At 64.2% G+C, this 25760-nt stretch carries 20 protein-coding genes, 1 tRNA gene and 2 pseudogenes; 8 read left to right on the top strand and 15 right to left on the bottom strand.

Translation table 11 applies throughout. From position 1 onward, the window contains the following. Nucleotides 1-242 precede the first annotated feature (242 nt). Nucleotides 243-1508, top strand: a complete 1266-nt coding sequence (gene mtnK, locus NYR54_RS15550) for an S-methyl-5-thioribose kinase (protein ID WP_261516620.1) — start codon at nt 243-245, stop codon at nt 1506-1508. 3 nt (nt 1509-1511) lie between these two features. Beyond that, entirely contained in the window at nt 1512-2615 is a 1104-nt protein-coding gene (gene mtnA, locus NYR54_RS15555; RefSeq protein WP_261516621.1) for an S-methyl-5-thioribose-1-phosphate isomerase, read from the top strand. Between the two features lie 157 nt (nt 2616-2772). Here mtnA and NYR54_RS15560 read toward each other — a convergent pair whose 3' ends face one another. The 4 genes and pseudogenes from NYR54_RS15560 to NYR54_RS15575 all read right to left on the bottom strand — a co-directional run bounded on the left by NYR54_RS15560 (nt 2773) and on the right by NYR54_RS15575 (nt 6439). Then, entirely contained in the window at nt 2773-4305 is a 1533-nt protein-coding gene (locus tag NYR54_RS15560; protein ID WP_261516622.1) for a UxaA family hydrolase, read from the bottom strand. Between the two features lie 289 nt (nt 4306-4594). Beyond that, nucleotides 4595-4876 (bottom strand): annotated as a pseudogene (locus NYR54_RS15565) (PfkB family carbohydrate kinase); the annotation flags it as partial. 12 nt (nt 4877-4888) lie between these two features. Then, on the bottom strand, nt 4889-5341 hold the full coding sequence (locus NYR54_RS15570) for an RbsD/FucU family protein (RefSeq protein ID WP_261516623.1): 453 nt from the start codon (nt 5339-5341) through the stop codon (nt 4889-4891). A gap of 75 nt (nt 5342-5416) precedes the next feature. Next, nucleotides 5417-6439 (bottom strand): aldo/keto reductase, encoded by a 1023-nt coding sequence (locus tag NYR54_RS15575; protein ID WP_261516624.1) that lies wholly within the window; start codon nt 6437-6439, stop codon nt 5417-5419. Nucleotides 6440-6638: 199 nt separating this feature from the next. On the opposite strand from NYR54_RS15575, the gene NYR54_RS15580 reads away from it, so the two are divergent. Next, entirely contained in the window at nt 6639-7139 is a 501-nt protein-coding gene (locus NYR54_RS15580; protein ID WP_261516625.1) for a cupin domain-containing protein, read from the top strand. A 236-nt stretch (nt 7140-7375) separates the two neighbouring features. Here the strand turns inward: NYR54_RS15580 and NYR54_RS15585 are convergent, their stop codons facing one another. The 7 genes from NYR54_RS15585 to NYR54_RS15620 form a co-directional block, all read right to left on the bottom strand. Beyond that, nucleotides 7376-8533: an osmoprotectant NAGGN system M42 family peptidase gene (locus tag NYR54_RS15585; RefSeq protein ID WP_261516626.1), complete on the bottom strand. Its 1158-nt coding sequence runs from the start codon at nt 8531-8533 to the stop codon at nt 7376-7378. Between the two features lie 298 nt (nt 8534-8831). Next, nucleotides 8832-10634: an N-acetylglutaminylglutamine synthetase gene (gene ngg / locus NYR54_RS15595; protein WP_261516628.1), complete on the bottom strand. Its 1803-nt coding sequence runs from the start codon at nt 10632-10634 to the stop codon at nt 8832-8834. Nucleotides 10635-10637: 3 nt separating this feature from the next. Continuing rightward, nucleotides 10638-12413: an N-acetylglutaminylglutamine amidotransferase gene (locus NYR54_RS15600; RefSeq protein ID WP_261516629.1), complete on the bottom strand. Its 1776-nt coding sequence runs from the start codon at nt 12411-12413 to the stop codon at nt 10638-10640. A gap of 338 nt (nt 12414-12751) precedes the next feature. Further along, entirely contained in the window at nt 12752-14497 is a 1746-nt protein-coding gene (locus NYR54_RS15605; RefSeq protein WP_261516630.1) for a histidine kinase dimerization/phosphoacceptor domain -containing protein, read from the bottom strand. Further along, a complete protein-coding gene (locus NYR54_RS15610) occupies nt 14434-14898 on the bottom strand; it encodes a hypothetical protein (protein ID WP_341484315.1) in 465 nt (154 codons plus the stop codon). Before NYR54_RS15610 ends, NYR54_RS15605 begins: the two co-directional genes overlap by 64 nt. Further along, a complete protein-coding gene (locus NYR54_RS15615; RefSeq protein WP_261516631.1) occupies nt 14895-15470 on the bottom strand; it encodes a biliverdin-producing heme oxygenase in 576 nt (191 codons plus the stop codon). Before NYR54_RS15615 ends, NYR54_RS15610 begins: the two co-directional genes overlap by 4 nt. A 435-nt stretch (nt 15471-15905) precedes the next feature. After that, a tRNA-Gln gene (locus NYR54_RS15620) sits at nt 15906-15979 on the bottom strand. Between the two features lie 541 nt (nt 15980-16520). Between NYR54_RS15620 and NYR54_RS15625 the strand changes: the two genes are divergently transcribed. Continuing rightward, entirely contained in the window at nt 16521-17876 is a 1356-nt protein-coding gene (locus tag NYR54_RS15625) for a Ppx/GppA phosphatase family protein (protein ID WP_261516632.1), read from the top strand. Then, nucleotides 17873-18616 (top strand): RlmE family RNA methyltransferase, encoded by a 744-nt coding sequence (locus tag NYR54_RS15630; protein ID WP_261516633.1) that lies wholly within the window; start codon nt 17873-17875, stop codon nt 18614-18616. Before NYR54_RS15625 ends, NYR54_RS15630 begins: the two co-directional genes overlap by 4 nt. On the opposite strand, the pseudogene NYR54_RS15635 reads toward NYR54_RS15630, so the two are convergent. Further along, nucleotides 18613-20060: pseudogene (locus NYR54_RS15635) on the bottom strand (MFS transporter). The gene NYR54_RS15630 and the pseudogene NYR54_RS15635 overlap by 4 nt on opposite strands. Nucleotides 20061-20347: 287 nt before the next feature. On the opposite strand from NYR54_RS15635, the gene guaB reads away from it, so the two are divergent. Continuing rightward, on the top strand, nt 20348-21850 hold the full coding sequence (gene guaB, locus NYR54_RS15640) for an IMP dehydrogenase (protein ID WP_261516634.1): 1503 nt from the start codon (nt 20348-20350) through the stop codon (nt 21848-21850). Here guaB and NYR54_RS15645 read toward each other — a convergent pair. Then, nucleotides 21813-23039, bottom strand: a complete 1227-nt coding sequence (locus NYR54_RS15645) for a DUF2336 domain-containing protein (RefSeq protein ID WP_261516635.1) — start codon at nt 23037-23039, stop codon at nt 21813-21815. The genes guaB and NYR54_RS15645 overlap by 38 nt on opposite strands. An 80-nt stretch (nt 23040-23119) precedes the next feature. On the opposite strand from NYR54_RS15645, the gene NYR54_RS15650 reads away from it, so the two are divergent. Then, nucleotides 23120-23623, top strand: coding sequence for a MaoC family dehydratase (locus tag NYR54_RS15650; RefSeq protein ID WP_341484318.1), 504 nt, complete (start codon nt 23120-23122; stop codon nt 23621-23623). Then, a complete protein-coding gene (locus NYR54_RS15655) occupies nt 23623-24495 on the top strand; it encodes an HpcH/HpaI aldolase/citrate lyase family protein (RefSeq protein WP_261516637.1) in 873 nt (290 codons plus the stop codon). Before NYR54_RS15650 ends, NYR54_RS15655 begins: the two co-directional genes overlap by 1 nt. Here the strand turns inward: NYR54_RS15655 and NYR54_RS15660 are convergent, their stop codons facing one another. After that, nucleotides 24496-25104 (bottom strand): flavin reductase family protein, encoded by a 609-nt coding sequence (locus NYR54_RS15660; protein WP_261516638.1) that lies wholly within the window; start codon nt 25102-25104, stop codon nt 24496-24498. An 11-nt stretch (nt 25105-25115) separates the two neighbouring features. Beyond that, nucleotides 25116-25700 carry a nitroreductase family protein gene (locus tag NYR54_RS15665; RefSeq protein ID WP_261516639.1) on the bottom strand — a complete coding sequence of 195 codons (585 nt, stop codon included), beginning with the start codon at nt 25698-25700 and terminating at the stop codon, nt 25116-25118. Between the last annotated feature and the right edge of the window lie 60 nt (nt 25701-25760).

Consider the following 25760-nt stretch of genomic DNA (forward strand, 5'->3'; position numbering starts at 1 on the left):
CTCCCCGGGGAGACGCTAACACCCTTCCGGCATTTGTCAACATCATTGACAAATGACAGAGCGTTGGTAGCGTGATCTCCAATGCTGGCGCGTCCGGAAAAGGACAGCGGCGGATGCCCCGCAAAGGCAAGAGCAGCACCCGGCACGGGCGAACATACCGGGTGCGCGCGTGCCCTGCCGGGAGGCCTCGCCGCGCAAGATATGTCAGGTCAGCAAGGAAGGATGCCGGGAGGAAAAAGGACATGCACGAGACCGCCTTCAAGCCGCTCACCGTGGAAACGCTCCCCGCGCGCCTGGGTCCGATAGCCGCGGTGGCGGAACGCGTGGGAGGCAGCCCCTCGGCCTGGAAGGTGCGGGAGGTGGGTGACGGCAACCTCAATCTCGTTTTTATCGTGGAGGGGGAGAAGGGCGCTGTGGTGGTCAAGCAGGCCCTGCCCTATGTGCGGCTGGTGGGCGAAAGCTGGCCGCTGCCGCTGAAACGCTCCTTCTTCGAGTATCACGCCCTTGTCCGGCAGGAAAAGCGCGCGCCCGGCCTCGTGCCCGCGATTTACCACTTTGACGAAGGGCAGGCGCTCACAGTGATGGAATATCTTTCGCCCCACATCATCCTGCGCCGGGCGCTGATCCAGGGCTGGCAGCTTCCGAGGATCGCGGAGGATCTCGGCCTGTTCATGGCCCGCACGCTTTTCCGCGGCTCCGACCTCTCTATGGAGGCGCGGGAGCGCAAGCAGGACCTCGCGCTCTTTGCCGACAATGTCGAGCTTTGCGACATCACGGAAAACCTCGTCTTCACCGATCCCTATTTCGCGGCGGAGATGAACCGGCACACGCCGGAGCTCGATCCGCTGGTGAAGGAGCTGCGCGCGGACCGCGACCTCAAGGTCGAGGCACAGAAGCTCAAGCACCTGTTCGCAGCCAAGGCGGAGACGCTGGTGCACGGCGACCTGCATACAGGCTCCGTGATGGTGACGGAGTCTGACACGCGCGTCATCGACCCGGAATTTGCCTTCTACGGCCCCATCTCCTTCGATGTGGGCATGCTGCTTGCCAATTACTGGATGGCCTTCTTCTCGCAAAAAGGCCACGAGGCGCAGGGTTCACGCGAGGAAATGCGCGCCTATCTGTTGAAGGTGATTGAGGAGACCTGGACGGTCTTCCGCGAGGAGTTCTCCAGGCTCTGGCGCACCGAGCGGACAGGCATGCTCTATCATCGCAGCCTCTATGAGGATCAGGGCGACCATCTGGGCGCCGAGCAGGCCCTCAACCACGTCCTGCACGACATCTGGACGGAGATGCTGGGCTTTGCCGGGGTGGAAATCCACAGGCGCATTCTGGGCCTTGCCCATAATGCGGACTTTGAGATCATCGACGACACCGGGTTGCGGGCGGCATGCGAGGCGCCGGCCCTGACGTTCGGGCGGCACATCGCCGTTAACCGAGAGCGCATCACCTCGTTCGGCGAGCTTCACGCGCTGGCCCGGATGCTCGATTCAGAAAACAGGAGGTAAGCCATGAAGGTCGGGACCAGGCACTACCGCACGATCTGGCTCAACGAGGACGGCTGGTCGGTGGACCTTATCGACCAGCGCTGGCTGCCCCATGAATTCCGCATCGAGAACGTGCGTACGGTGGAAGGCATCGCCACTGCGATCCGCGACATGTGGGTGCGCGGGGCGCCGCTCATCGGCGTGACGGCGGCCTATGGCGTCGCCATCCGCATGCGCGAGGACCCCTCGGACGCGGCGCTCGACGACGTGTGGGAGAGGCTGCATGCCACGCGTCCCACGGCCATCAACCTCCGCTGGGCGCTGGACGAGATGCGCAACCGCCTGCGGCCCCTTCCCGAGAAGGAGCGCGCCGCCGCCGCCTACAGGCTAGCGGCCGAGATCGCGGACGAGGACGTGGAGCTCAACCGGGCCATCGGCAGGCATGGACTCGAGATCATCAGGCAGATCGCGGCGCGGAAGAAGCCGGGCGAGCCTGTCAACATCCTTACCCACTGCAATGCTGGCTGGCTCGCCACGGTGGACTACGGCACAGCCACCGCGCCCATCTACCTGGCGATGGAGGAAAACATTCCCGTCCATGTCTACGTGGACGAGACGCGCCCGCGCAACCAGGGGGCGCATCTCACCTCCTGGGAGATGGCCGGGCACGGCGTGCCGCACACGCTGATCGTTGACAATGCCGGCGGGCACCTGATGCAGCACGGCATGGTGGACATGGTGATCGTGGGCACGGACCGGACGACTGCCACGGGAGACGTGTGCAACAAGATCGGCACCTATCTCAAGGCTCTGGCGGCGCGCGACAACGGCGTGCCCTTCTATGTTGCCCTGCCCTCGCCCACCATCGACTGGACGGTACGCGACGGCGTGAAGGAAATCCCCATCGAGGAGCGCTCGGCGGACGAGGTGTCCTATGTCTGGGGACGGACGGCCGACGGGAAGGTCACGCAGGTCCGCATCTTGCCCGATGCCACGCCTGCGGCAAACCCGGCCTTCGACGTTACCCCGGCCCGGCTCGTCACCGGCCTCATTACCGAGCGGGGCATCGCGGAAGCGTCCGAAGACGGGCTTCTGAAGCTGTTCCCGGAGCGGGCGAAGGCGGCTTAGGTATTCGCAGAGAAGAGAAAGGCCTGCGCCCCAGGCTGTGCCTGTTCCGCCTTGCGCGTTTCCGCGTAGACGTGCTGGCCTCATCCGGCAGCCGAGGAGAGGCTATCAGGGACGTGTGCTGGCTGGCTGCCTTGGCTTCCGGCAGTGAGAGGCGTGGCTACATCACCGCGCCGATCTGCCAGGGCACGAATTCGTTGTCGCCATAGCCGAGCAGTTCGGACTTGGTGCGCTTGCCGGAGGCCACGGCGAGGATTTCCTCGAAGATCTGGCGGCCCTTTTCCTGCAGCGGCACCCCGTCGAGGATATCGCCGCAGTTGATGTCCATGTCCTCCTCCATGCGCTGATACATGGGGGTGTTGGTGGCAAGCTTGATCGAAGGCGTGGGCTTGCAGCCATAGGCCGAACCCCGGCCGGTCGTGAAGCAGATGACATTGCAGCCGCCCGCCACCTGGCCGGTCGCCGAAACCGGGTCGTAACCCGGCGTATCCATGAACACGAAGCCCTTCTCGGTGATGAGCTCGGCATATTCATAGACCGCCATGAGCGGCGTGGAGCCGCCCTTGGCCGCCGCGCCCAGCGACTTCTCGAGAATTGTCGTAAGCCCGCCCGCCTTGTTGCCGGGCGAGGGATTGTTGTTCATCTCGCCCCTGTGCCGGGCGGTGTATTCCTCCCACCAGCGGATGCGCTCGACCAGCTTCTCGCCGACCTCGCGGGAAATGGCCCTGCGGGTCAGAAGATGTTCGGCGCCATAGATTTCCGGCGTTTCGGCCAGCACCGCCGTGCCTCCGTTCTGCACCAGAATGTCAGCGGCCACGCCGAGCGCCGGATTGGCGGTGATGCCCGAATAGCCATCGGAGCCGCCGCATTGCAGCGCCAGCTTGATTTCGGAGGCGGGCACCGTCTCGCGCTTAGCGGCGGCCACCGCACCCAGCATCTCCTTCAGGCGCTCAAGCCCCGCTTCGATGGTGCGCCGCGTGCCGCCCGTTTCCTGAATGGTCATGGTGCGGAACGTGTCGCTCTCCTCGATGCCATAGAGCTCCTTGAAGCGAGCGATCTGAAAGACCTCGCAGCCGAGCCCCACCACGAGCACGCCGCCGAGATTGGGATTGGCCGCATAGCCCCACTGGGTCCGCTTCAGAAGATCGAAGCCTTCGCCCGAAGCAGCCATGCCGCAGCCCGTGCCATGGGTGAAGGCGACCACGCCGTCGATTTCGGGATAGTCATCGAGCAGACCGGAGCGGTTGGCGGCCTCGGCGATGAAGCGGGCGACGGAGGCCGAGCAGTTCACGCTCGTCAGGATACCGATATAGTTGCGCGTGCCCACCTTGCCGTTCGCGCGGCGGTAGCCCTGAAAGGTTGCCTGCTCCTCGGGCGGCAGCACGTTCACGGGCCGCGCCTCCTCGCAAAAGCGGTAATCCCGCTCGAAGTCGTGCATTTCGATATTGTGCTCGTGCACCCACTCGCCGGGCATGATGGGCGTCTTGGCAAAGCCGATGATCTGGCCGAACTTCCGCACCGCTTCGCCAGGCGCGATCGCAGCAAGCGCGACCTTGTGGCCAAACGGGATGCGCGCGACGGCCCGCACGCCCCCGGGAAGTTCGGTGTCCTTTTCGATGGCGCGCGCCGCTACGGCGATATTGTCCTCGTCGGAGAGGCGGAGAAAGGGCGGACGTTGGCTGAGGTCGTTCATGATCTTCCCTGGCTGATTGCTGCGGGAGGCCCCTCACCGCATCATCATCCCCCGGATGAAAGGCCCGAGGACCACGCCGGAAAGCCATAGGCCGCCGCGCAAAAATCGGCAAGCATAAGGGTGTCCCGGCATCCTGCTGCGTGGAACTTGGTCCCGTTTCGACGCAGCGTCAAGCATCCGCCGTCTGCAGACGGTCCTCGATGCACCCGCCCTCACGATCGAAGGCATGGAGGTGCCTGGGATCGAATTTGAGCGCGAGACGTGCGCCAATGACCTCGACCGGACCAAGGCCGCAGGTCACATTGTCCGAGACGGCCAAATGCGGCCGGATGCCCTCCTTCTCCCAAGTGCTTAGCGCGATATTGCCAAAGGCGTCCGTGCCGATCCGCGAGATGAAGGCGACCTCGGCGCCCACGCGCGCGGCGGCGACCGCCTGGTTGGAGCCCTTGCCGCCCGGCCCCATCTTGAAGCCGGAGCCAGCGATGGTCTCGCCCATACCGGGCATCCGCCCGGCGCGAAAGGCCAGATCGGCCACGAAGATGCCGAGAATGGCGACGCCCTTGCCAGCTATGGACGTGCCGCCCTATTCCGCCTCGGGCGGAATGACGCCTTTCTTGAGCACGAAACAGCCGTAGAAGCGGCACTCGCCCGTCTGCACCACGCAGAAGGACTTTTTGGCGAGATCGTAGAAGGCAAAACGCTCGATGGAACCCATGGGCCAGGAGCGCCCCTCGGCCCTGTCGATCTCCGCCTGCACCTCAGCCTGAACCGCGGGGATTTCGTCCGGCTTGCCCACCACTTCCATGCGCATCGCGGGATGCTCCACGAAAGAGTCGAGCGGCATGACGGAAAGGATGGCGCGCACGACCCGCGGCGCGCTTGCGTCGATGCGCAGGAGACGCCCGAGCACCGTCTGGCGCGCGACAGACTCGGCCGGGAAATTGGTGTCGCAAACGATGAGATCGTCGCCATGGCCCATGGAGCGCAGGGCGTAGAGAACATCAGCGTTGAGAATGGGATCGATCCCCTTGAGCATGCTTTCCTCCCTCTTCCGGCCGGCGCGGCGCAGCCTTCGTATCGACCACACAGAGGCTTTGAGCGCAAGCGGCCCCTATTCCGTCGGTGCGTCCTGTCGCATCAGCTCTTCCGCCTTCAACTCCGCCCAGAGTCCAGCGGGAATGCGGGCGTCAAGAATTTGGCGGTTGCTCTTCACCTGCTCGACGCTCTGGCCGCCGGGGATGACCGAGACCACCTGCGGATGCTTGAGCGGGAAGCGCAGTGCCGCCTCGATAAGCCGCACGCCATGGCGCTGGCAGACCGCCTCGATGCGCGCCACCCGATTCAGTATCTCCTGCGGCGCGGTGTCGTAGTTGTAATACGCGCCGGGCACAGCGCCGGTCGCGAGAATGCCGGAGTTGTAGGGGCCGCCGAGCACGATGCCGATGCCGCGCTGCTCGCAGAGCGGCAGGAAGGTTTCGAGCGCCTCCTGCTCTAAAAGCGTGTAACGGCCGGCCAGCAGAAACAGGTCGAAATCGCCCCGCTCCGCCATCCACTGGCAGGGCTGCCATTCGTTCACGCCCGCGCCGAAGGCCTTGATGACGCCCTGATCGCGCAGGGAAAGCAGCGCGTAATAGCCCGAGCGCATCAGCTCGTCGAGCTTCTCCTGCAGGGCTTCCTGCGAGCCGTGATTGAAGATGTCGAGATCGTGCGCGAAGAGGATGTCGATCCGATCGACCCCGAGCCGCTCCAGCGAAGCCTCGAAGGAGCGCATCACCCCGTCATAGGTGTAGTCATAGACCTCGCGGCGGGACGGAGTGTCGAAGAATTTGCCGATCCCCGTGCGCTCCTCCGGCGCGCACACCTTCAGAAGGCGGCCCACCTTGGTGGAAAGCACGTAGTCGTCGCGCTTCTTGCCGCGCAGGAAGCGGTTGAGCCGCGTTTCAGAGAGGCCGAGACCGTAAAGCGGCGCGGTGTCGTAGTAGCGGCTGCCGGTCTCCCATGCCGCCTCCAGCACGAGATGCGCCTCTTCGTCGGAGATGGCGCGGTAGAGATTGCCGAGCGGCGCCGTTCCGAAGCCAAGCTCGGTGAAATCAAGTCCGCCATTGCCGATGCGATCGAAATGCCTGATGTCCATGAGCGCCCTCCGAGTCCGGCGACGATAGCATATCCGGCACGGATGGCACCTCAAGCGGCTTCCCGCAAGACCGGCCCGAATTTTGCCGCCCTCGCCCGCCCGCTGAATGCGCATGCGCCCCGGCGGCTGGCACGGCTGCGCCGAGCACAGCTATATTGAAGCAAAGAGAACCTTTTCCGGCGCGTGCCGTTGAACAGCCATGACGAACGTGATCGAGCCCAGAATCCTGCATCTTGAGGAAGATGTGGAGATGCCCAACCACCCGAGCTTCCCGGTGCTCATCTATGCGGGTGTGTTCGCCCAAGATGAGGCCGGAATGGACAGGGCGTTCGAGGAGCGCTTCGCGCAGAACGGCTGGCGCGGCATCTGGCGCAACGGCATCTTCGGCTATCACCACTTTCACCCCGACGCCCACGAGGCGCTCGGCGTGGCGCGCGGAAGCGCCGAAGTGCAGCTCGGCGGCGAGAGCGGAGAACGCCTGAGAATTGAGGTCGGCGACCTTCTGGTGCTGCCTGCGGGAACCGGGCACAAACGGTTGTCGGCAAGCGCGGACTTCCTGGTGGTGGGCGCCTACCCGAAGGGTCAGGAAAACTACACGATCCTGCGCAGCAAGGTCCCGCGCGACGTGGTGGCGCAGGTGCCACGGCCGAGAACCGACCCGTTCTATGGGAACGACGGCCCGCTCTTGAGACTGTGGTGAGGCGGTGGTGCTGGCCGGCCGGTGTCACAATGCCTCATCTTCGTGCCCTCCATCGGCGGCATCAGCCATGCGCCGGCGGAACAGACCGCTGGGCCGATATCGAGACCGGCACCATTCTGCTGCTTCATACAGCGCTGCGCTGTGGCGACGTTCTGAACATCTGCGCCATCCCAGCCGAAGCGTTTTCCGCTCAGCACACGTGGCCAGTCTGCGTTGCTGATCAAGGCCGGGAAACTTTAGGGCGGTTCGGGCAATGAGCGCGGACGTGTCGGCTGCTTGGCCGCCTGTGTCGGCTGCTCCGTGAAGCCCTCTATGGCGGAGATTTCCTCCACATCGCGTTCGATCTCCAGCGGGCTCGTCACATAGGCGGTCACAAGCTCCGCGACCGAACGCAGGGCGTGCATGTGGATGCGCTCGTACCCATGCGATGCGTCGACGCCAAAAGCGATGAGCGCCGTGCGTATGTCGTGCCCCGCTTCAAGGGCAGAAGCTGAGTCGGAGCGGTAGTGCCGGAAGATGTCCTTCTGAAACCGGATATCCTCCTCCCGACACAAATCGACCAGCTTCCTTGTGGTGTGATAATCGAAAGGGCCGGACTGGTCGGCCATGGCGATGGTGACACCGAATTCGGAAGAGTTCTGCCCGGGCGCTGTGGTGCCGTTGTCGATGGTGACCATGGAGGCGATCTCCGGGGTCACGATGGCCGCCGCGCCGACGCCCACTTCCTCGGAGATCGTGAACAGCCAGTGGGTATCGACCGGCGTTTCGGCCTCTTCGCGCCGCAGCGCCTGCAGCGCGGCAAGAGCGGATGCCACGCCTGCCTTGTCGTCCAGATGGCGTGACACGATGAAGCCGTTGTCAAGAAATTCCGGTTGCGGATCGATGGCGACATAGTCGCCCACATCAATCCCCAGCGCGATCGTTTCGCTGCGCGAGAAAGCAAGCGCATCAGGCCGCAGTTCCACATGGTCCCAGCCCACGGGCTGTTCGTCCACACCTTCGTTGAACGCATGGCCAGAGGCCTTGAGCGGCAGGATCGAGCCGCGAAAACTGCCCTTTTCCGTATAGATCGTCACGCGCGCGCCCTCGGCAAAGCGGGCGGACCAGTGGCCGATGGGCACCAGCTCCAGGCGGCCGTTCTCTTTTACGCGCTTGACCTGCGCGCCCAACGTATCGACATGGGTGACGATGGCCCGAGCGCCGCGGCGGCGGGCACCCCGCCAGATCGCGCGAATGGCGCCGCGGCGGGTAAGCACCGGCTCCAACCCAAGCCGCTCCAGCTCTTCCGTGACGTAGCGGACGATCGTGTCCGTGTAGCCGGTCGGGCTGTCGATCGCCAAAAGCGCCTTTAGCTGGCCGGCGAGATAGTCAACATCGATCTTCAGACGCGGCATAAATTTTCCTCAAAGGAGGAAGTGGCCCATTTCGGCTGCGGGGTCAAGGAAACGGGGCGTATTTGCCAGCTGACAGCGAAGCGGGTGCCTGGATTCCGCGTGCACGGCGGCTCCTCCGTTTTTGGCCGGAGCGATGATGAGATGGGGCCAATCCGGGTGCGCTGGATGCGCGCGACCAGTCGAGCCCCATGAATTCTGGACCATTCGCCGGGGTGCCGCCTTTCCGCTCGATAGACGCTGCGAACGGGACCGGGATGCAACAAGCAGCTTCGAGAATTGAGGCACGACGCGAAAAATCTCAGCCAAGCGCCCGTTTGGCCGATTGAAATCCGGTGCGCGGAAACAGAAGGTCAAGGAAGCGTTCAGCCGTGGGCTGCGGCTCATGATTGGCCAAGCCTGGTCGCTCATTCGCCTCGATGAAGACATACTCTGCAAGGCTCGGCGATCGCACCATGAAGTCGATGCCGACCACGGGAATATCGATTGCGCGGGCAGCTTTGCACGCTGCCTCCACCAGCGCCGGGTGGACCTCCTCCGTCACGTCATGGATGGAGCCTCCCGTATGCAGGTTCGCTGTCTTGCGCACGATCACTTCTCGGCCCTTAGCGGGCACGGAGCGAAGTTCCAGGCCCTGACTGGACAGGCAGCGTCGCGTCTCCGCATCCACGGGAATGGTGCTTTCTCCACCAGTAGCAGCCGCACGGCGGCGGGACTGATGCCGGATGAGATCTTCGATCGTACTGGCACCGTCTCCCACAACGCGCGGGGCCCGCCGTACGGCAGCGGCGACGAGACGGTCGTCAATTATTACCAGCCGCAGGTCCTCCCCCTCGAAGCATGCTTCCAAAAGAACGCGGCTGGAGATTTCTCGCGCCGCCTTGACAGCACGCTCCACCTCGTCAACCGTCTCCAATCCCACGGCCACCCCGTGGCCCTGCTCACCGCGGGCAGGTTTCACCACGACGCGACGGTGCTTCTTCAGAAAGGCCGCGATGGCCTCGCTTCCCGCGGCCGCGTCCATCTGTTCCGGCACGTTTAGGCCTGCCCTTTCCACCACGCGACGGGTAACGGCCTTGTCATCACAGATGGACATGGCAACGGCGCTGGTCAGCTCCGACAGGCTTTCGCGGCAGTGGATCGACCGGCCGCCGAAGGAAAGGCGGAAGAAGCCGCCCTCCGCATCAGTGATTTCGACAGCGACGCCTCGCCGGTGCGCCTCATCGACAATGATGCGGGCGTAGGGATTGAGCCGCTCGTAGCCTTGCGGCGGATGGGTGAACAGCTTCTCGTTGATGGGATTCCGGCGCTTGACGGCGAATACCGGAACACGCTGGAAGCCCAGCTTTTCGTAAAGACCGATTGCATGCTGGTTGTCGTGCATCACGGACAGGTCCAGAAACGCCGCACCGCGGGCTTGAAAGTGCTCGGCGAGCCTCCTTACCAACAATTCGCCGACACCGGGATGCGGGCAGCGCGGATCGACCGCAAGACACCAGAGGGAAGAGCCGTTCTCGGTATCGTTGAAGGCGCGCCGATGGTCGACACCGGTGACGGTGCCGATGACGTCTCCCGTGGCTTCGTCCTCCGCCACCAGATAGACAACCGCCCGGCTGTCCCGATTGCGCCAGAAGAAGTCGGGCCGGACCGTGACCATACCGCGGCTCTGGTAGATGGCGTTGACGGCATCCGCATCGGATTCGGAAGTGAGCCGGCGGATGAAGAAGCCACGCGGCTGGCGCCGTCCGGCACGATAAGTGGAAAGATTGAGCCGATAGGTGTGGGAGGGATCCAGAAACAGCTCCTGCGGCGCGAGCGAGAGCAGTACATGAGGGTCGCGGATATAGAAGGCGATGTCGCGCTTGGCCGGCCCCTCCTGGCGCAGCGCCTCCACTATCTCGTCGTTGCCGGGATAGGTTTGGGCGAAAAGCAAACGCCCCCACCCTAGGTCCAGCGCCACCGATTCCGACCGCTCCTCCTCTGCGTCTCCGTGCACGATGGCCGGCTTCATCGCCTGGGCGCGCATGCGTTTCAGGCGATGGCCGAGTGCCTTTTCGGAACGGACCCTCTGGGTCCGCGTCGCTGCTTCATCCCGCTTCGGCATGGCTCAAATCCTGTGGGTCTGGAGCCACAATTCCAGCAGGCCCGCCTGCCAGAGCGCGGAACCGCGCAGCGGCGTGATGTGTTTGGCAGGCGCCGCATAAAGTGTCTCAAGATAGTCTTGGCGAAACAGTCCGCGTTCCCGCGCCGGGCGCGAGCTTAGCGCGTCGCGCACCATATCAAGGTAGACACCATCGATATATTTGAGCTGCGGAACCGGGAAATATCCCTTGGTGCGGTCGATTACCTCGTGCGGAATCACCTGTCGGGCGACATCCTTGAGTACGCCCTTGCCTTCGCCACGCAGTTTCTCCTCGGGCGGAATGCGGGCGGCAAGTTCCACCAGCTCATGATCGAGGAAAGGTACGCGCGCTTCGAGGCCCCATGCCATGGTCATATTGTCCACGCGTTTGACCGGGTCATCGACCAGCATGACCGATGAATCGAGCCTTAACGCCGCATCCACGGGCGTGTCCGCTCCGGGCTGGGTCAGATGGCGTGCGACAAAGGCACGGCTTAGGTCTTCCTCCGTCAGCCACTCCGGCGCGAGCTCCTCTTTCAGGCGCGCATGCGGCCGGTCGAAGAAGACCTTCGCGTAATCATCCACCACGTCATTGGAGTTCATCAGCGGCGGATACCAGTGATAGCCGCCGAAAACCTCATCCGCGCCCTGGCCCGATTGCACGACCTTGATGTGCTTCGACACTTCCTGGGCAAGAAGGTAAAAGCCGACATTGTCATAGGAGACCATCGGCTCCGACATCGCCTGGAAAGTGCCGGGTAGCGCATCCAGAAGCTTTTCAGAGGGCACGAAGATCTTGTGATGATCCGTGCCGAAATGCTCGGAGATGAGATCGGAATAGACGAACTCGTCGCCCTTCTCGCCATTAGCTTCCTCGAAGCCGACAGAGAATGTGGAAAGGTCTGCCTGACCTTCCTCCGCGAGAAGCCCGACGATGAGGCTCGAGTCCACGCCGCCCGATAGAAGGACGCCCACCGGCACGTCTGCCACCATGCGCCGCCGCACGGCGAGACGCAGCGCCTCATGCACCCGCTCGGACCACTCCTCGGAGGTGAGGGACGCCAGCGCCGGATCGCGTTCGTAAGCCGGGGTCCAATAGATACGATCCTTTTTGGCACCGTCCGCCTCGATGATGCGGATGGTGGCGGGCGGCAGCTTCTTCACCCCGTTGAGGATCGTGCGCGGCGAAGGCACGACGGAGTGGAAGGTCATGTAATGGTGCAGTGCCACCTTGTCGATGGAGGTATCCACGTCGCCGCCCGCCAACAGCGCCGGCAGAGAGGAGGAAAAGCGCAGTGCCTCTGGCGTTTCGGAAAAATAAAGCGGTTTGATGCCGAAACGATCTCGCGCCATGACGAGCCGCCCTGAATCGCGCTCATGCAGGACGAAAGCGAACATGCCGTGGAACCGGTCCACGCATGTTTCTTTCCAGGCGTGCCAGGCCTTCAGGATCACCTCCGTGTCGCCATTGGAAAAGAAGCGGTAGCCCTTTTCCTCCAGTTCCACGCGCAACTCGGGATAGTTATAGATGCAGCCGTTGAAGCTGATCGTAAGCCCAAGCTCCGGGTCTTCCATCGGCTGGCGGGCCTTTTCCGAAAGATCGATGATCTTCAACCGCCGGTGGCCAAAGGCAGCGTTCCCGTGCAATACGACGCCGGCTCCGTCCGGTCCGCGCACCGAAAGACATTCCATCATTCTGGACAGAGCGAGGGGTGATGGCTGGAGGCCGTCAAACCTCAGCTCTCCGCAGATTCCACACATGAGTTGGGGGTGACCTTCCTTGTTCACGGCGCCGGGATGGGCGATGGTTACAGTTCTAATACTTTGATTGTCAAATTATCGGCGGCCTTGCCTGCATTGGCCGACAACGCTTACGCGACCCGCTGGTTCCCGCCGGAAGGGCTGCACTGCCCTGAAAGAGCGCTGCGCAATATCATCCGTTTCAGCGCCTTGGCTCACGGGCGCTCATCCGACTCGCCGGAGCGGCTGCGTGGCGCTCCCATGGTGAGCTTGGCCCATAGCGTAAGACAAAGACGCCCCATCCAAGCCTGAGATCAAACATCAAGACGGCACCTTGCAGCCCCGATCTCTGAAGCTGATTAGTTTTGGGTGCATCCACGGGGTTCAAAAACTATGGGCGCAGAGAGTACCGCAAGCGTGCCGGGCTGATTGTCTCTGAATTCCAGCGTTCCTCCCAGCTGGTGCACAAGAGAATCGAGCATGCGTGAGCCAAAGCCCGTGCTCGAGCCAACGCGCCGCCCCATACCCTGATCGGCGACCGCCAGGCGAAAACTGCCGTCATTTTCCGTGAGCGTCACCTGCAACGGACCTGGGGCGCCAGAATAGGCGTATTTGTGCGCATTGATGAAAAGCTCCGTCAAAACCAGCCCTACACTGACGGCGCGGTCGTTCGGAAGCAGCACGGGCTCCAGGTTGCGCGTCAGCTGCGCGCCCCACCCCTTGTCGGTCGACGCAAGAAGATCGTCCAGAAGATCGTCGATGTACCGAGCGCCATCGACCGTGTGGAACTTGTCCGATCCGTAGAGCCGCCGATGCACCAGAGAGACTGCTGCAATGCGCCGGCGCGCCTCATCAAGTGCGTGGCGGGTGGCGTCGTCCCCCGTTTCCCGGGACTGCACGGAGAGAAAGCTGGAAACGATGGTCAGGCTGTTCTGTACCCGGTGATTCACTTCGCCGAGCAGAAACTCGCGCTGCTTCAGAAGCGTTTCCTTCTGTTCCACCAGTCTCACGAGCTTCCTGTTCAACTCGTGAATCCGCCGCGTCTGCCACACATTCTGGATCGCAACGGCCAGGCGTTCGGCGGCTTCAATTTCAGGAACGGTCCACCGCCTGGCCTTGCCGCGCACTGTCTCGCTCCAGGCGATGAAGCTCGCTCTTGGCGTGAGCGTGCCGTCAGCTTTTGCAGTCGCAGCTTTATGGGGATTTCCCGCCCAGTTCACGACCTCTGTCGCCTCTGCGCGAAACCACAACACGAACCATGCCTCGGACCGTGACAGCGCCATTGCCAGAAGGCCAGCCGCGAGCGGGGACACGGGCTCGAGCGGAACGCCGGTCGCCGACAGCTCGTTCGTTGCGAAGACAGTCTGGTGGCCTTTTCTTTCCACCCATTCAACCAATGCGCGGATATCAGCCATCGCAGGACAGCGTCCAGCCGTCACCACCTCGTCGCCGCGCACGACCGCGACGCCATCGGCGTCGAGCATCTGCTGCACTTCAGGAAGGTGCCGAGAGAGAGCACTATCAAGCGATCCTTCGCGCGAAAGAAGCTCGATGATCCGATCCTCGAAGGTCCTCAGCCGGACGCGCTCCCGATAGGTGTCGGTGTCCTCCCTCGCCTTGATGTGGCGTGCAAGCGCGGCGGCGAGCGCCCGGCATCCGATCCTTACGTCCAGCGCAAGATTCCGAGGCATGAAATTGTGGCAGGCGACAAGCCCCCAAAGAACCCCGTCCTTGATGATCGAGAATGACGCCGATGCCACCACGCCCATGTTCTTGAGGTACTGGATGTGCACTGGCGACACGCTGCGAAGGCCGCAGTCACTCATGTCCAGGGGATTGTCCGCAGAACGTACCGGCCGCAGCGGGGCCGGCGCGTAACTTACATCCGGGATGACCCGTACGAGATTGCGGGCATAGAGTGCACGCGCCTGCGCCGGAATATCGCTGGCCGGGAAGTGATGGTTCAGGAACGAATGCCGACCCGGCACCGCATCCTCCGCGATCACCTTTCCGGCATCGTCCTCCAGAAAGCGATATACCATTACCCGGTCGAACCCGGTGAGATCGCGAAACGCCTGCGCGGCCGCCGCCACAAGTTCGGCCATTCCGGCAGCCCTATCGAAGCTCTGAGCTGCCTTTTCAAGCCTCGGCAGCAACGCGTGGCAAGCTGCGGACTGGCCGCTGGCTCAAGCTCGATGAGACATTCGCTATCTCCCCGCGTGATGCTGATGTCGAACGCTTCGTCAGCAAGCGGCGGCACGACATGCCTGAGAAACGTCACGTCAGCTGTGAGAGCGGCAGATGCCGCATCCTCTCCCAAAAGCGCCTCCAGCGGCGCATTCTGCCAGTCCGTGACGCCAAGCCTGCCTTCGACGTCTCCGGCGACATGGAGCACCTTCAGGGTGGAAGCATCCGTCACAAGAAGCAGACCATGCGGCTGGATCGATCCCGGAATGTGAATCGGCTCGCGGTCGCACCCGCTCAAATCAAGTTCATGCAAGGTCACTCAACATCCCCGCAGAGAACACGTTCGGCAAAGAGAAAGCCCCGGGCCGCACCGCGACACATGCGCTCAAGCGCAGCCGGGTCACGCGCTCCTTCCCGTTCGAGAACCCCGATCAATGAGCGCCACATTGACCCGGCGACTGAACCGTAGGGATCCAGAAAAGAAAGTCCTGCGTCTTCGACACCGAGCAGACGCAGCTGGCGAAGAATGTACCGTCCCCCAAGCATCGAACCCTCAACGACGTAATACAGGCCGAGAGCCTCCGATCGGTCCGATGGACGAGGGAAGACGGATAGCGTCTGGGTCTCAAGCTGCTCCGACAGTGCCGCTCGCCAGAGTGCGCTGCGCTGGTTGTAGTCAAGTCCATGCACGGTCTCGAGATCACCGGCCAACGTTCTGTGAGCCGGGTAATAGAACGCTGCGTAGCGGCGAACGATGCCGGGTCGGCGCGACGGCTCCGCAAGTTCTGCGACGGCATCGAAACGCTGCTCGATACGGCGGTGTAAATTTGATGTGGCCTGGCGAAGGCTGGTTATGACCGGCCCTGCCGCGCTCTGGCCTTGCATACCCATGAAGCCCCCCTTCAAGATCCTCGCCCTTTGTGAGATCAGCAAGCATAAAAGACTGATTGCCCGGCTGAATCAGCTCACGACCGGCAGACAGCTGCGGAAATTCGTCTGCCGCATGAAAAGTTCCGCGACCATTGCAGAAAGGCTCAAACTTCTGAGAAGCGGAATTTCACGCCAACAGCCATCCCACTGACGCTCAGAGGTGGCGATGAACCTTTTCCGCCACGATGCCAGCAAGGGTCCCGCCGGACTGGTCCCGCCCAATCCTTTGCAACGTCTTGTCGAGACACCGACTGTAGCGCAACGGATCCGGGCAGTGCTCCGAAGGGCTACCGCATCGGACACAAGACAGGGACAGGTGGCCACAACACCAGCAACGACATGGGCATCATATGGCCGGCGCTTGGACTTTCTCAAGGATTTTAAGGATTTGAAAGCTGGCTGGGGAACCTGGATTCGAACCAGGACTGACGGAGTCAGAGTCCGCTGTTCTACCGTTAAACTATTCCCCAACGGTGAGCGCCTTGCCGCGAAGATCGAAGCGGCAGCGGCCAAGCTATTTAGCCATGCCCCTTTAATAGTCAACCCCGAACCTTTCTCAAGAGCCCGCGCCTCAAAATCTGTCTCATCCGCGCAAAAATCGGCCCGAACCAAGCTGCGCGCATGCGGATTCTGAACCCACGGATATGAACCGCCGGCCAACCGTGAGTGGCCAGCCAACCAGCGGACAGCCCGCGTGAAATCTCAAGATCATTGAACGTTATGAGCAACACGGGCGCCAAGCCAACTCGCGGGCGTCCCGTGCGGCTTTTCAAGGTTATCGGGCTTTCTGAGCGGCCCAAAATAGCGGCGCGCCACCGGCGGCGCCCCTGGCGGATTCCAATCCGCGGCGCAGAGCTTCGCGGAAAGAACAGATTAGCCCGCCCCGCAATTCCGATTTGCGCATGCCCGCTCTTGGTGAATGCCGCGCCGGCTGCTAAGCTGTCGGCCAACTTGAAGATGTCGAGCGCCTGCAGTGCGCCAGCGGGCTGCGCGCGGCGCCAAAGGATAACGGTGGACGACCACGAGGACTGTGCCGCGCCACCGGTCGCAGAGTTTGCTTGCGATCACCTCTCGGCCGGGGGCGGCGGGGCCGAAACGGAGCGTCAGGCGGACAGCGCGCCCGCCGCGGTTCGAAGCGCTACGCCTGTGCGCAAGCGCAAGCGGCGCAGAAAGCGCCGCCGCGGCGTGTTCGTGCGGGACGCAGAGGCCGGCGCTTCCGGCGCGCCATCAGGCCGCCCGCCGAACGGTGCCGAGTCTTCCGCGACGCCATCTCGCCTCCCCCTACCCGTGCACGAGGATGACGCCCAGTCGCGCCGCCGCAAGGCCTATGCGGCGCGCCTAGCCTTCGGCACGGAGCAGGAGAGCGCCTATGCCGCACTCGACCTCGGCACGAACAATTGCCGCCTTCTCGTGGCCGTGCCCGGCAAGCCGGGGCGCTTCCGCGTGGTGGATGCGTTCTCCCGCATCGTGCGCCTGGGCGAGGGCCTTGCCACGAGCGGACGGCTTGGCGAGGCGGCCATGGACCGGGCGGTGGCGGCCCTTGCCGTATGCGCGCAGAAGATCGGCGGCCGCCAACTCGCCGGCCTGCGCATGATCGCCACGGAGGCCTGCCGCTCGGCCGAAAACGGGGCCTGCTTTCTGGATCGCGTCTACCGGGAGACGGGGCTCAGGCTTGAGGTGATCGACCGGCGCACGGAAGCGCGGCTTGCCGTCTCCGGCTGCAGTTCACTGATCCCGCGCGATACGGAAGGCCTCGTGCTGTTCGATATCGGCGGCGGCTCCTCGGAGATCGCGCTGGTGGATCTCTCGCGTCGCCGTACGCCGCGAATCTCCGACCACATCGTGTCCTGGACCTCGCTGCCCACCGGCGTAGTGACCCTGGCCGAGCGCTATGGCGGGCGCGACGTGACACGCGAGACCTTCGAGGCCATGGTGGCGGAAGTGAGCGCGATGCTTTCGCGCTTCGAGGGCAGCACGCGCCTTGCCCATGTGGCATCCGGCGACCGCTTTCACCTGCTCGGCACCTCCGGCACCGTCACCACGCTGGCCGGCGTGCATCTCGGCCTCAAGCGCTACGACCGCAGACGCGTGGACGGGCTGTGGATGGAGAGGGCGAGCGTTGACCGCATGATCGAGACCATCCTCGGCTGGAGTTTCGACGAGCGCAAGGCCAATCCTTGCATCGGCTCGGAGCGGGCCGACCTCGTGCTTGCCGGTTGCGCCATCCTCGAGGCGATCCGCCGTCAATGGCCGGCCGAGCGGCTGCGGGTGGCCGACCGCGGCCTGCGCGAGGGGATGCTCAACGAGATGATGTCGCGCGACGGGGTGTGGCGGCACAGAAAGCGCATCGGAGTGCACGCGCCGTGACGAAGAAGGACGGCGGGATCGGCGCCCGCGGGCTCAAGACGCGCGTGAAGAAGAAGCGAGGGCTCAAAAGCTCCTCGCGCCGCTGGCTGGAGCGGCACCTGAACGATCCCTATGTGCGGCGCGCAAGCCAGGAAGGCATGCGCTCGCGCGCCGCCTACAAGCTCGCCGAAATCGACGACAGGCACCATATCCTGGCGCCGGGCATGAAGGTGATCGACCTCGGGGCCGCGCCCGGCGGCTGGTGCCAGGTGGCGGCCCGGCGCGTGAAATCGGATCCGGAACGTCCGAGTGTGGTGGGAATAGACTATCTGGAGATGGACCCGGTGCCGGGGGCCGCAATCCTGCAGGCGGACTTTCTCGACGAAGGAGTGCCGGAGCGGCTGATCGAGATGCTGGGCGGTCGGCCCGATGTGGTGCTGTCCGACATGGCCGCGCCCACAACCGGGCATCGGCGCACCGATCATCTGCGCACCATGCATCTCGTGGAGGCCGCGGGGGACTTCGCCATTGCCGTGCTCAAGCCCGGCGGGCATTTTCTCGCCAAGGCCTTCCAGGGCGGCGCGGAGAACGAGCTTCTCGCCAGGCTGAAGCGCAATTTCCGCTCCGTGCATCACGTCAAGCCGCCCGCTTCGCGCGCCGAATCGGTGGAGCTCTATCTGCTTGCCAAGGGTTTTCGCGGCGGCGAGGAGGAGCACACAGGCTCCACCCATGCGCAGGAGGCCGGAGAACCGGAGCGTTAGACACTGCGCTCGGCCGCAAGCGCAGTGTCCTCCTGTTCGATGCGCCGGCCCCGCCTGTGCCCCGAGACCGCGCTTCCCGTGTCCGCGGGAAGCGTGAGGAAGGGCAGAACCGACAGAGCCGAAAATGCCGCCACGGAGAGGAAGGCGATCATGAAATGATCGAGCGTCAGCGGCGTATCCGTCATGTAGCTCGAAACCTCCAGTATGCCGCCCGCCAGAGCCACGCCGACAGCGATGCTGATCTGCTGGGTGGCGGCGGCGATCGCCGTGGCCTGGCTTGCCTGCCTGTCGGCGATCTCGGCGAAGACCAGCGCGTTGGCTGACGTAAAGAACAGCGAGCGGAACAGGCCTCCCGCCACCAACACGGCGATGATGAGGCCGTGGGGCGTTGCGGGGGTGAACAGCCCGTTGATCCCGATGAAGGCGCTGCCTAGCAATGCCGTAAGCAGAAGCACGAGCCGGAAGCCGCCTGCCCGCAGCGTCGTGCGGGCGATGAATTTCATGGCGATGGAGCCGAAAGCGGCGGCGAAGGTGAGCAGGCCGGACTGGAAGGGCGTGAGCCCGAAGCCGATCTGGAACATCAGCGGCAGAAGAAAGGGCGTGGCGCCGACGCCGATGCGGAACAGGCTTCCGCCGATGATCGCCGCGCGAAAGGCGCGGTTGGAGAACAGGCTCAGATCGAGGATCGGGCTTGGCGTGCGCCGGGCATGGCGCACATAGGCCCAGACAGCGGCAAGCCCCGCCAGCACCGTCGCAACGCCGACCACCGGTGGCAGAGCCGGAAGGCTCACGACGGAAAGGCCGAAGACGAGGCCGGATGCGGCCAGCGCCGCAAGCGCGAAGCCGATCACGTCAAGCCGCCCGCGCATATCGGGCTCAAAATCGGGCAACACCCGCCCGGAAACCAGGATGCCCGCAAGCCCGATCGGCACGTTGATCAGGAAGATCCAGTGCCAAGAGAAATAGGTCGTGATGAAGCCGCCGAGCGGCGGGCCGATCACGGGGCCGACGAGCGCGGGTATGGAAAGCCAGGCCATGGCGGAGACGAGCTCGCTTCTCGGCGTCGCCCGCACCAGAACGAGGCGCCCGACGGGCGTCATCATCGCTCCACCCATGCCCTGAACGAAGCGTGCCAGCACGAAGGCGAGAAGCGAATCGGAAATCGCGCAGCCGATGGAACCGGCCACGAAGACGGCGATGGCCGACCGGAAAACCCGCTTTGCGCCGAATCGGTCCGCCATGAAGCCGCTGACGGGAATGAAGATCGCAAGCGCCACCAGATAGGTGGTCAGCGCCAGCTTCAGCGTTACCGGATTGGTACCGATGTCCTCGGCGATCGCCGGCAGCGAGGTGGCGATCACGGTGGAATCCATGTGCTCCTAGTCGAGAGCGGCAACGACATGAAGAGCGCAACGGCGAGGACCATAGGCAGCGTGCGGTTCAAGGCAATGTCTTTCCGGTGCACGGATGGGACGGTAAGGCCGGACAACTCCCGCCTCCCGCGGATGGACCTGCAGAACGAGCTTGGGCATATCACAGTTGAACCACGGGACAAGACGCACCGCTCACCGTGCCGCCAAGAGGAACGGTGTCGAAAGCCCCCTACCCCATCTTTTCAAGTTCCGCCGGACGTGGTACGGACCGGCGCCAATCCTGAAAGGGGGAACATGACGAACCGGCCCGTCCGGCAAGGACGGCAGCCCTATCTTTTCTCATTCCCAATGGTCGGCCATGGCTAGAATCATCGAAACCGCTACCGGCGTAGAAGCACTCACCTTCGACGACGTCCTCCTGCAGCCAGGCCATTCGGAGGTGATGCCGGGCGAGACGGATGTTTCCACGAAGATTGCCGGCGACATCGAGCTGAACATCCCCATCCTTTCAGCCGCCATGGACACGGTGACGGAGGCGAAGCTCGCCATCGCCATGGCCCAGGCGGGCGGGCTCGGCGTCATCCACCGCAACCTCTCCCCCGCCGAGCAGGCGGAGGAGGTGCGGCAGGTGAAAAAATTCGAATCGGGCATGGTCGTGAACCCCCTCACCATCGGGCCGGACGCGACGCTGGCCGATGCCCACGCGCTGATGAGCGCGCACCGCATTTCGGGCATCCCGGTGGTGGAAAATGGCGGCTCCGGCGGCCACACCATCGGCAAGCTCGTGGGCATCCTCACCAACCGCGACGTCCGCTTCGCCTCCAACCCGTCACAGCCCGTGCGCGAGCTGATGACGCACGACAATCTCGTCACCGTGAAGGAGGGCGTGAGCCAGGACGAGGCAAAGCGGCTCCTGCACCAGCACCGCATCGAGAAGCTTCTCGTCGTGGACGATGACGGCAACTGCGTCGGCCTGATCACGGTCAAGGACATCGAGAAGGCCCAGCTCAATCCCTTTGCCTGCAAAGACGGGCAAGGAAGGCTCCGAGTCGCAGCCGCCACCGGCGTGGGGGACGACGGCATCGAGCGCGCCGAACGGCTGATCGACGCCGGGGTGGATCTCCTGGTCATCGATACGGCCCACGGCCATTCGCAACGGGTTCTGGATGCCGTCGCTCGCGCCAAGACGCTGTCCAATGCGGTACGGATCATCGCCGGAAACGTGGCCACCGCCGAAGCCACCAAGGCGCTGATCGATGCCGGCGCGGACGGCGTGAAGGTGGGCATCGGTCCCGGCTCCATCTGCACCACGCGAGTCGTGGCCGGTGTCGGCGTGCCGCAGCTTGCCGCCATCATGGCCGCTGTGGAGGCAGCTCAGAAAGCCGGCGTTTCGGTGATTGCCGATGGCGGAATCAAATTCTCGGGCGACCTCGCCAAGGCGCTCGCCGCCGGCGCCAGCGCCGCCATGATCGGCTCGCTGCTGGCGGGCACCGACGAGAGCCCGGGCGAAGTGTATCTCTATCAGGGCCGCTCCTTCAAAGCCTATCGCGGCATGGGCTCCGTCGGCGCCATGGCCCGGGGATCGGCCGACCGCTACTTCCAGGCGGAGGTGCGAGACACGCTGAAACTGGTGCCGGAGGGCATCGAGGGTCAGGTGCCCTACAAGGGGCCGGTGAGCGGCGTACTCCACCAGCTTACCGGCGGCTTGCGGGCCGCCATGGGGTATGTGGGAGCGCGCAGCCTCGCGGAACTCAGGGAAAAGTCGGTCTTCGTGCGCATCTCCGGTGCGGGTCTGCGCGAAAGCCACCCGCACGACGTGACGATCACGCGCGAAAGTCCGAACTATCCGGGTACACGCTGAGCTGAGCCAAGAGAGGGATCACTTCCCCGTAACGGATCAACGCTCCGCCGCAACGGCGTTGTGCCGCGGCGAGCGCCAGGGCTTCGCGGCGCGCGTTGCTGCGCAAGGCGTCAAGGTGGATGCGTCTGAGAAGTGCTGCCAGGGCCGCACCTTCGGCGCTCTCATCGCCGTCGAGCGCCCGCAACATGTGCCAGGAGACCTCCTGGGGACCTGCGATGCGCCTACCCACGGCGACCTCGCGCCAGATCTTCAGCGCTGTGAGAACGGGCGCGTGGGAGACGGGGCTCAGTTCCGCTCGGGAGAGGAGTGCCGAGAGCGCCGCATCGCGCCCGCCGGCAAGCAGCGCGCGCACGCGCGCCTCGCTCTGGCCAGACAGTGAAACCAGAGCGGCGCCGAAGAAATCGATCTTCCCGTACGCAACGGCGCGGATCAGGAAGGAGAGCGTGAGATCGCCGCTTAGCCGCAGATGCTCGACCAGCGCGGCATGCTCGCTTCGGTCGGTGGCGTCGATCAGCGTCAGGGAGGCGTTCGCGCAGGCCTCGCGCGCGAGCTTTTCGGCGCGGCTCGCCCCCATCAGCGCCCGCACGAAGGGGGCAGCCGAGAGCGCCTCCCCCACCCGCCGCAAGAGCAAGTGCCGGCAATCGGCAGGAAGGCGGCGGTCGGCCGCCAGCGCGGCGCGCAGCGCGGCGTGGCCGCCATGGCGCTCAATCATGCGGCGGTAGCTCAGGCCCGCAATACGGGCGGACGGGTTCCGCACCAATTCCAGGCAGGCCTCCGCTGCTCCCACCTCGGCGATCGCAGCTGAAACCGGCAGGGAAAGCTGCGGCCGCGAGGCGATCAGCACCTGAACCTTCGGCACGCCGGAGGCAACCCGGTCCACAAGATCGCCGTCCGAAAGCAGCGGCGAGCGCACCAGCACGGGAGCGGCCACCTCGACCTGGTCGGCGGCAAGCGCGGCGATCACCTGCGCCGGCGCGCGATGGCTGAGCGACAGTGTCTCGGAAAGCGCAAGCCGCACCTTGGGCGACGGATCGTCCAGAAGCAGCGTCAGCGCCGCCTCCGCCGAAAGCCGCTCCTCGAAAGTGAGTTCCTGGCGCAGATAGGCGTGAGCAAGAGCGACAGCCGCGGCGGCCCGCTCCGCAGCCTTCGCGCTTTTGATCCATTTCAGGAAATATTCGATGACCGTCACTTCATGCCCCCCGGCTCGTCACGCAAGCTAGCGGGACTTGGTATAGAAATGGTTTACCATAAGGTTTGCTTGCGAAGCGTGTGGGCCCCGGCCTAGAACGGGCGGAGCGGAGGAAAGGAATGACCGGCCTTTATCTTGAGGACTTCGCGCCGGGAATGGTGTTCCGGCACGCGCTGCGCAAGACCATCACCGAGAGCGACAATGTGCTCTTCTCGGTCATGACGCTGAACCCGCAGCCGCTTCATATCGACTTCGACTTTGCCGAAAAGACCGAATGGGGCCGGCCGCTGGTCAATTCCCTTTTCACCCTGGGCCTGATGATCGGCATTTCCGTCCACGACACCACCTTCGGGACGACGATCGCCAACCTGGGTATGAAGGAGACCATCTTTCCCCATCCGCTCTTCCACGGCGATACGCTGCGGGTGGAGACCGAGGTCAGAAGCGTGCGCGAATCGCGTTCGAAGCCGGACCGCGGCATCGTCGAATTCGAGCACCGGGCCTTCAACCAGAACGATGTGCTGGTGGCGCGCTGCCTGCGGCAGGCGATGATCATGAAGAGGCCGGACGGGGAAAACGCCTGATGCGCTCGCTGCTCTTCGTGCCCGCCGATTCGGAAAGGAAGCTCGATAAAGCGCGTAAGGCGGGCGCGGACGCTCTCATCCTCGACCTGGAGGACTCGGTAGCTCCGGAGCGCAAGTCCGAGGCACGCCGACTTGCCGCCGCGTTCCTTGCCGAATGGGACACCCCTGCCCCGGTCTATGTACGCATCAATGGCCTTACCACAGGCCTGGCCGATGACGATCTGATGGCGGTGATGACGGCGCGGCCCATGGGCATCATGCTGCCCAAGGCCGAAGGCGGCAGGGACGTGGCGCTGCTTGCAGCCAAGCTGCGGGTGCACGAGGCCGAAAACGGAATTGAGGACGGTGCAACGCGCATCCTGCCAATCATCACGGAGACGGCGGCCGCGGTCTTTTCTGCCGGTACGCTTGCGGGATCAAGCGAACGGCTTTCGGCCCTCACCTGGGGCGCAGAGGATCTGTCCGCCGCGCTCGGCGCGCGGACCACGCGCGACGAGGCGGGCCGCTATACGCCCGTCTTCGCGATGACCCGGGCCGTCACATTGCTTGCGGCAAGCGCGGCGCAGGTGCCGGCCATCGATACGGTCTTCCCCGCTTTTCGTGACGCGGAAGGCCTTGCACGGGATTGCGCCGAGGCGGAGCGCGACGGCTTCACAGGCAAGATGGCCATCCATCCAGCGCAGGTGCCAGTCATCAACGCCGCCTTCACGCCTTCGCAGGAGGCCATCGATCATGCCCGGCGCGTGGTCGCTGCATTCAAGGATGCCGGGCAGACCGGCGTTGCGAGCCTGGGCGGCGAGATGATCGACCGGCCGCATCTTTTGCGGGCCGAGCGCATTCTGGCGCGCGCACGTCTGGCCGGATCGGCGTGATCACCGGTCCTGCCAGCGCGGGCGCCTCATGGAAAAGATTTCGCCCGGCGCGGCATAGTCCATGTAGCCGAGCCGAGACAGATTTTGGGCCGTGGCGACATCGAACAGCCCTTCCTTCAGCATGGCCTCATCGATGTGCACGCCCACGACCTCACCGATCACGACGGTCGCATCAACCGGATCGCCGTTCAGATCACGCGGCTCCAGAACCTCGGTCACCCGGCATTCAAGCGCCGCCGGAGCCTCGGCGACGCGCGGGCAGGCGACCAGGTTGCAAGGAGCGGGCGTCAGGCCGGCAAGCTCGAATTCGCTCGTTCCGGGCGGCGCGTCGATCGAGGTCTCGAGCATCTTTTCCGCAAGACGGCGGCTCACCAAATTGACGGTGAATTCGCCCGTTTCGCGCGCGATGACCGCACTGTCCTTCACGCCATCCGAGGAGAACCACACCAGCGGCGGACGGCTGGATATTGCGTTGAAGAAGGAATAGGGCGCGAGATTGAACGCGCCATCTTTCCGGCGCGTTGAAATCCAGCCGATGGGGCGAGGCGCCACAATGGCCTTGAAGGGATCGTGCGGTAGCCCGTGGCCGTGGCGCGGTTCGTAGAACATTGCAATCCTTCCTATCCCTCTTGCGGGCCCGTATATTCGCTTACGAGGCTCGCCACATCCGGGCGCGGGCGATCGGGCGTGCCGCCTGGATGAGTGCCGATATGCACGAAGCCGATCACACGTTCATGGGGTGCCAGCCCGAGGAGGCGCCGGCCCTCCTCATCGTCGGAATACCAGTTGGTGATCATGTGCGTCCTGTAACCCATGGCGTTTGCAGCTATGATGAGGTTCATGGCCACCATGCCGCCCGACAGGAACATCTCCCATTGCGGGATTTTCCGGCTTTCCTTCGGGCTTGAGATCACGCCGATCACTAGGGGCGCGCGCGAAAAGCGGGTGAGCTCCTGCTTGCGGCGCTCCTCACTCAAGGGGCCCTCGCGCTTTTCCGCCAGATCCGCCAGCAACTGACCAACCCGCTCGCGCGCCTCGCCCCGGTAAAGGATGAAGCGCCAGGGCGTGAGCATGCCGTGATCGGGCACGCGCGTCGCCGCTCTCAGGATGATGTCGAGCTCTTCCGCCGACGGCGCGGGATCGCCAAGCTCATGGATGGGCGGTGAGCGGCGGGCAAGCAGAAGGTCGATCACAGATCTGTTCAACGATAGGCTCCTCTGTGTGGAAGGAAGAATGCGCGCCTCAGCCTAGAGGCCGCGGCAAAT

The sequence above is a fragment of the Chelativorans petroleitrophicus genome (assembly GCF_025398195.1).
Lineage (GTDB): Bacteria > Pseudomonadota > Alphaproteobacteria > Rhizobiales > Rhizobiaceae > Chelativorans > Chelativorans petroleitrophicus.

What these genes read in the sequence shown, in the direction of transcription:
- mtnK (WP_261516620.1), top strand. Translation starts at nt 243, where the DNA reads ATGCACGAGACCGCCTTCAAGCCGCTCACCGTGGAAACGCTCCCCGCG.
- guaB (WP_261516634.1), top strand. Translation starts at nt 20,348, where the DNA reads ATGGCTAGAATCATCGAAACCGCTACCGGCGTAGAAGCACTCACCTTC.
- NYR54_RS15615 (WP_261516631.1), bottom strand. Translation starts at nt 15,470, where the DNA reads ATGGGTATGCAAGGCCAGAGCGCGGCAGGGCCGGTCATAACCAGCCTT.
- NYR54_RS15655 (WP_261516637.1), top strand. Translation starts at nt 23,623, where the DNA reads ATGCGCTCGCTGCTCTTCGTGCCCGCCGATTCGGAAAGGAAGCTCGAT.
- NYR54_RS15585 (WP_261516626.1), bottom strand. Translation starts at nt 8,533, where the DNA reads ATGCCGCGTCTGAAGATCGATGTTGACTATCTCGCCGGCCAGCTAAAG.
- NYR54_RS15660 (WP_261516638.1), bottom strand. Translation starts at nt 25,104, where the DNA reads ATGTTCTACGAACCGCGCCACGGCCACGGGCTACCGCACGATCCCTTC.
- NYR54_RS15570 (WP_261516623.1), bottom strand. Translation starts at nt 5,341, where the DNA reads ATGCTCAAGGGGATCGATCCCATTCTCAACGCTGATGTTCTCTACGCC.
- mtnA (WP_261516621.1), top strand. Translation starts at nt 1,512, where the DNA reads ATGAAGGTCGGGACCAGGCACTACCGCACGATCTGGCTCAACGAGGAC.
- NYR54_RS15600 (WP_261516629.1), bottom strand. Translation starts at nt 12,413, where the DNA reads ATGTGTGGAATCTGCGGAGAGCTGAGGTTTGACGGCCTCCAGCCATCA.
- ngg (WP_261516628.1), bottom strand. Translation starts at nt 10,634, where the DNA reads ATGCCGAAGCGGGATGAAGCAGCGACGCGGACCCAGAGGGTCCGTTCC.
- NYR54_RS15560 (WP_261516622.1), bottom strand. Translation starts at nt 4,305, where the DNA reads ATGAACGACCTCAGCCAACGTCCGCCCTTTCTCCGCCTCTCCGACGAG.
- NYR54_RS15580 (WP_261516625.1), top strand. Translation starts at nt 6,639, where the DNA reads ATGACGAACGTGATCGAGCCCAGAATCCTGCATCTTGAGGAAGATGTG.
- NYR54_RS15575 (WP_261516624.1), bottom strand. Translation starts at nt 6,439, where the DNA reads ATGGACATCAGGCATTTCGATCGCATCGGCAATGGCGGACTTGATTTC.
- NYR54_RS15605 (WP_261516630.1), bottom strand. Translation starts at nt 14,497, where the DNA reads ATGGCCGAACTTGTGGCGGCGGCCGCGCAGGCGTTTCGCGATCTCACC.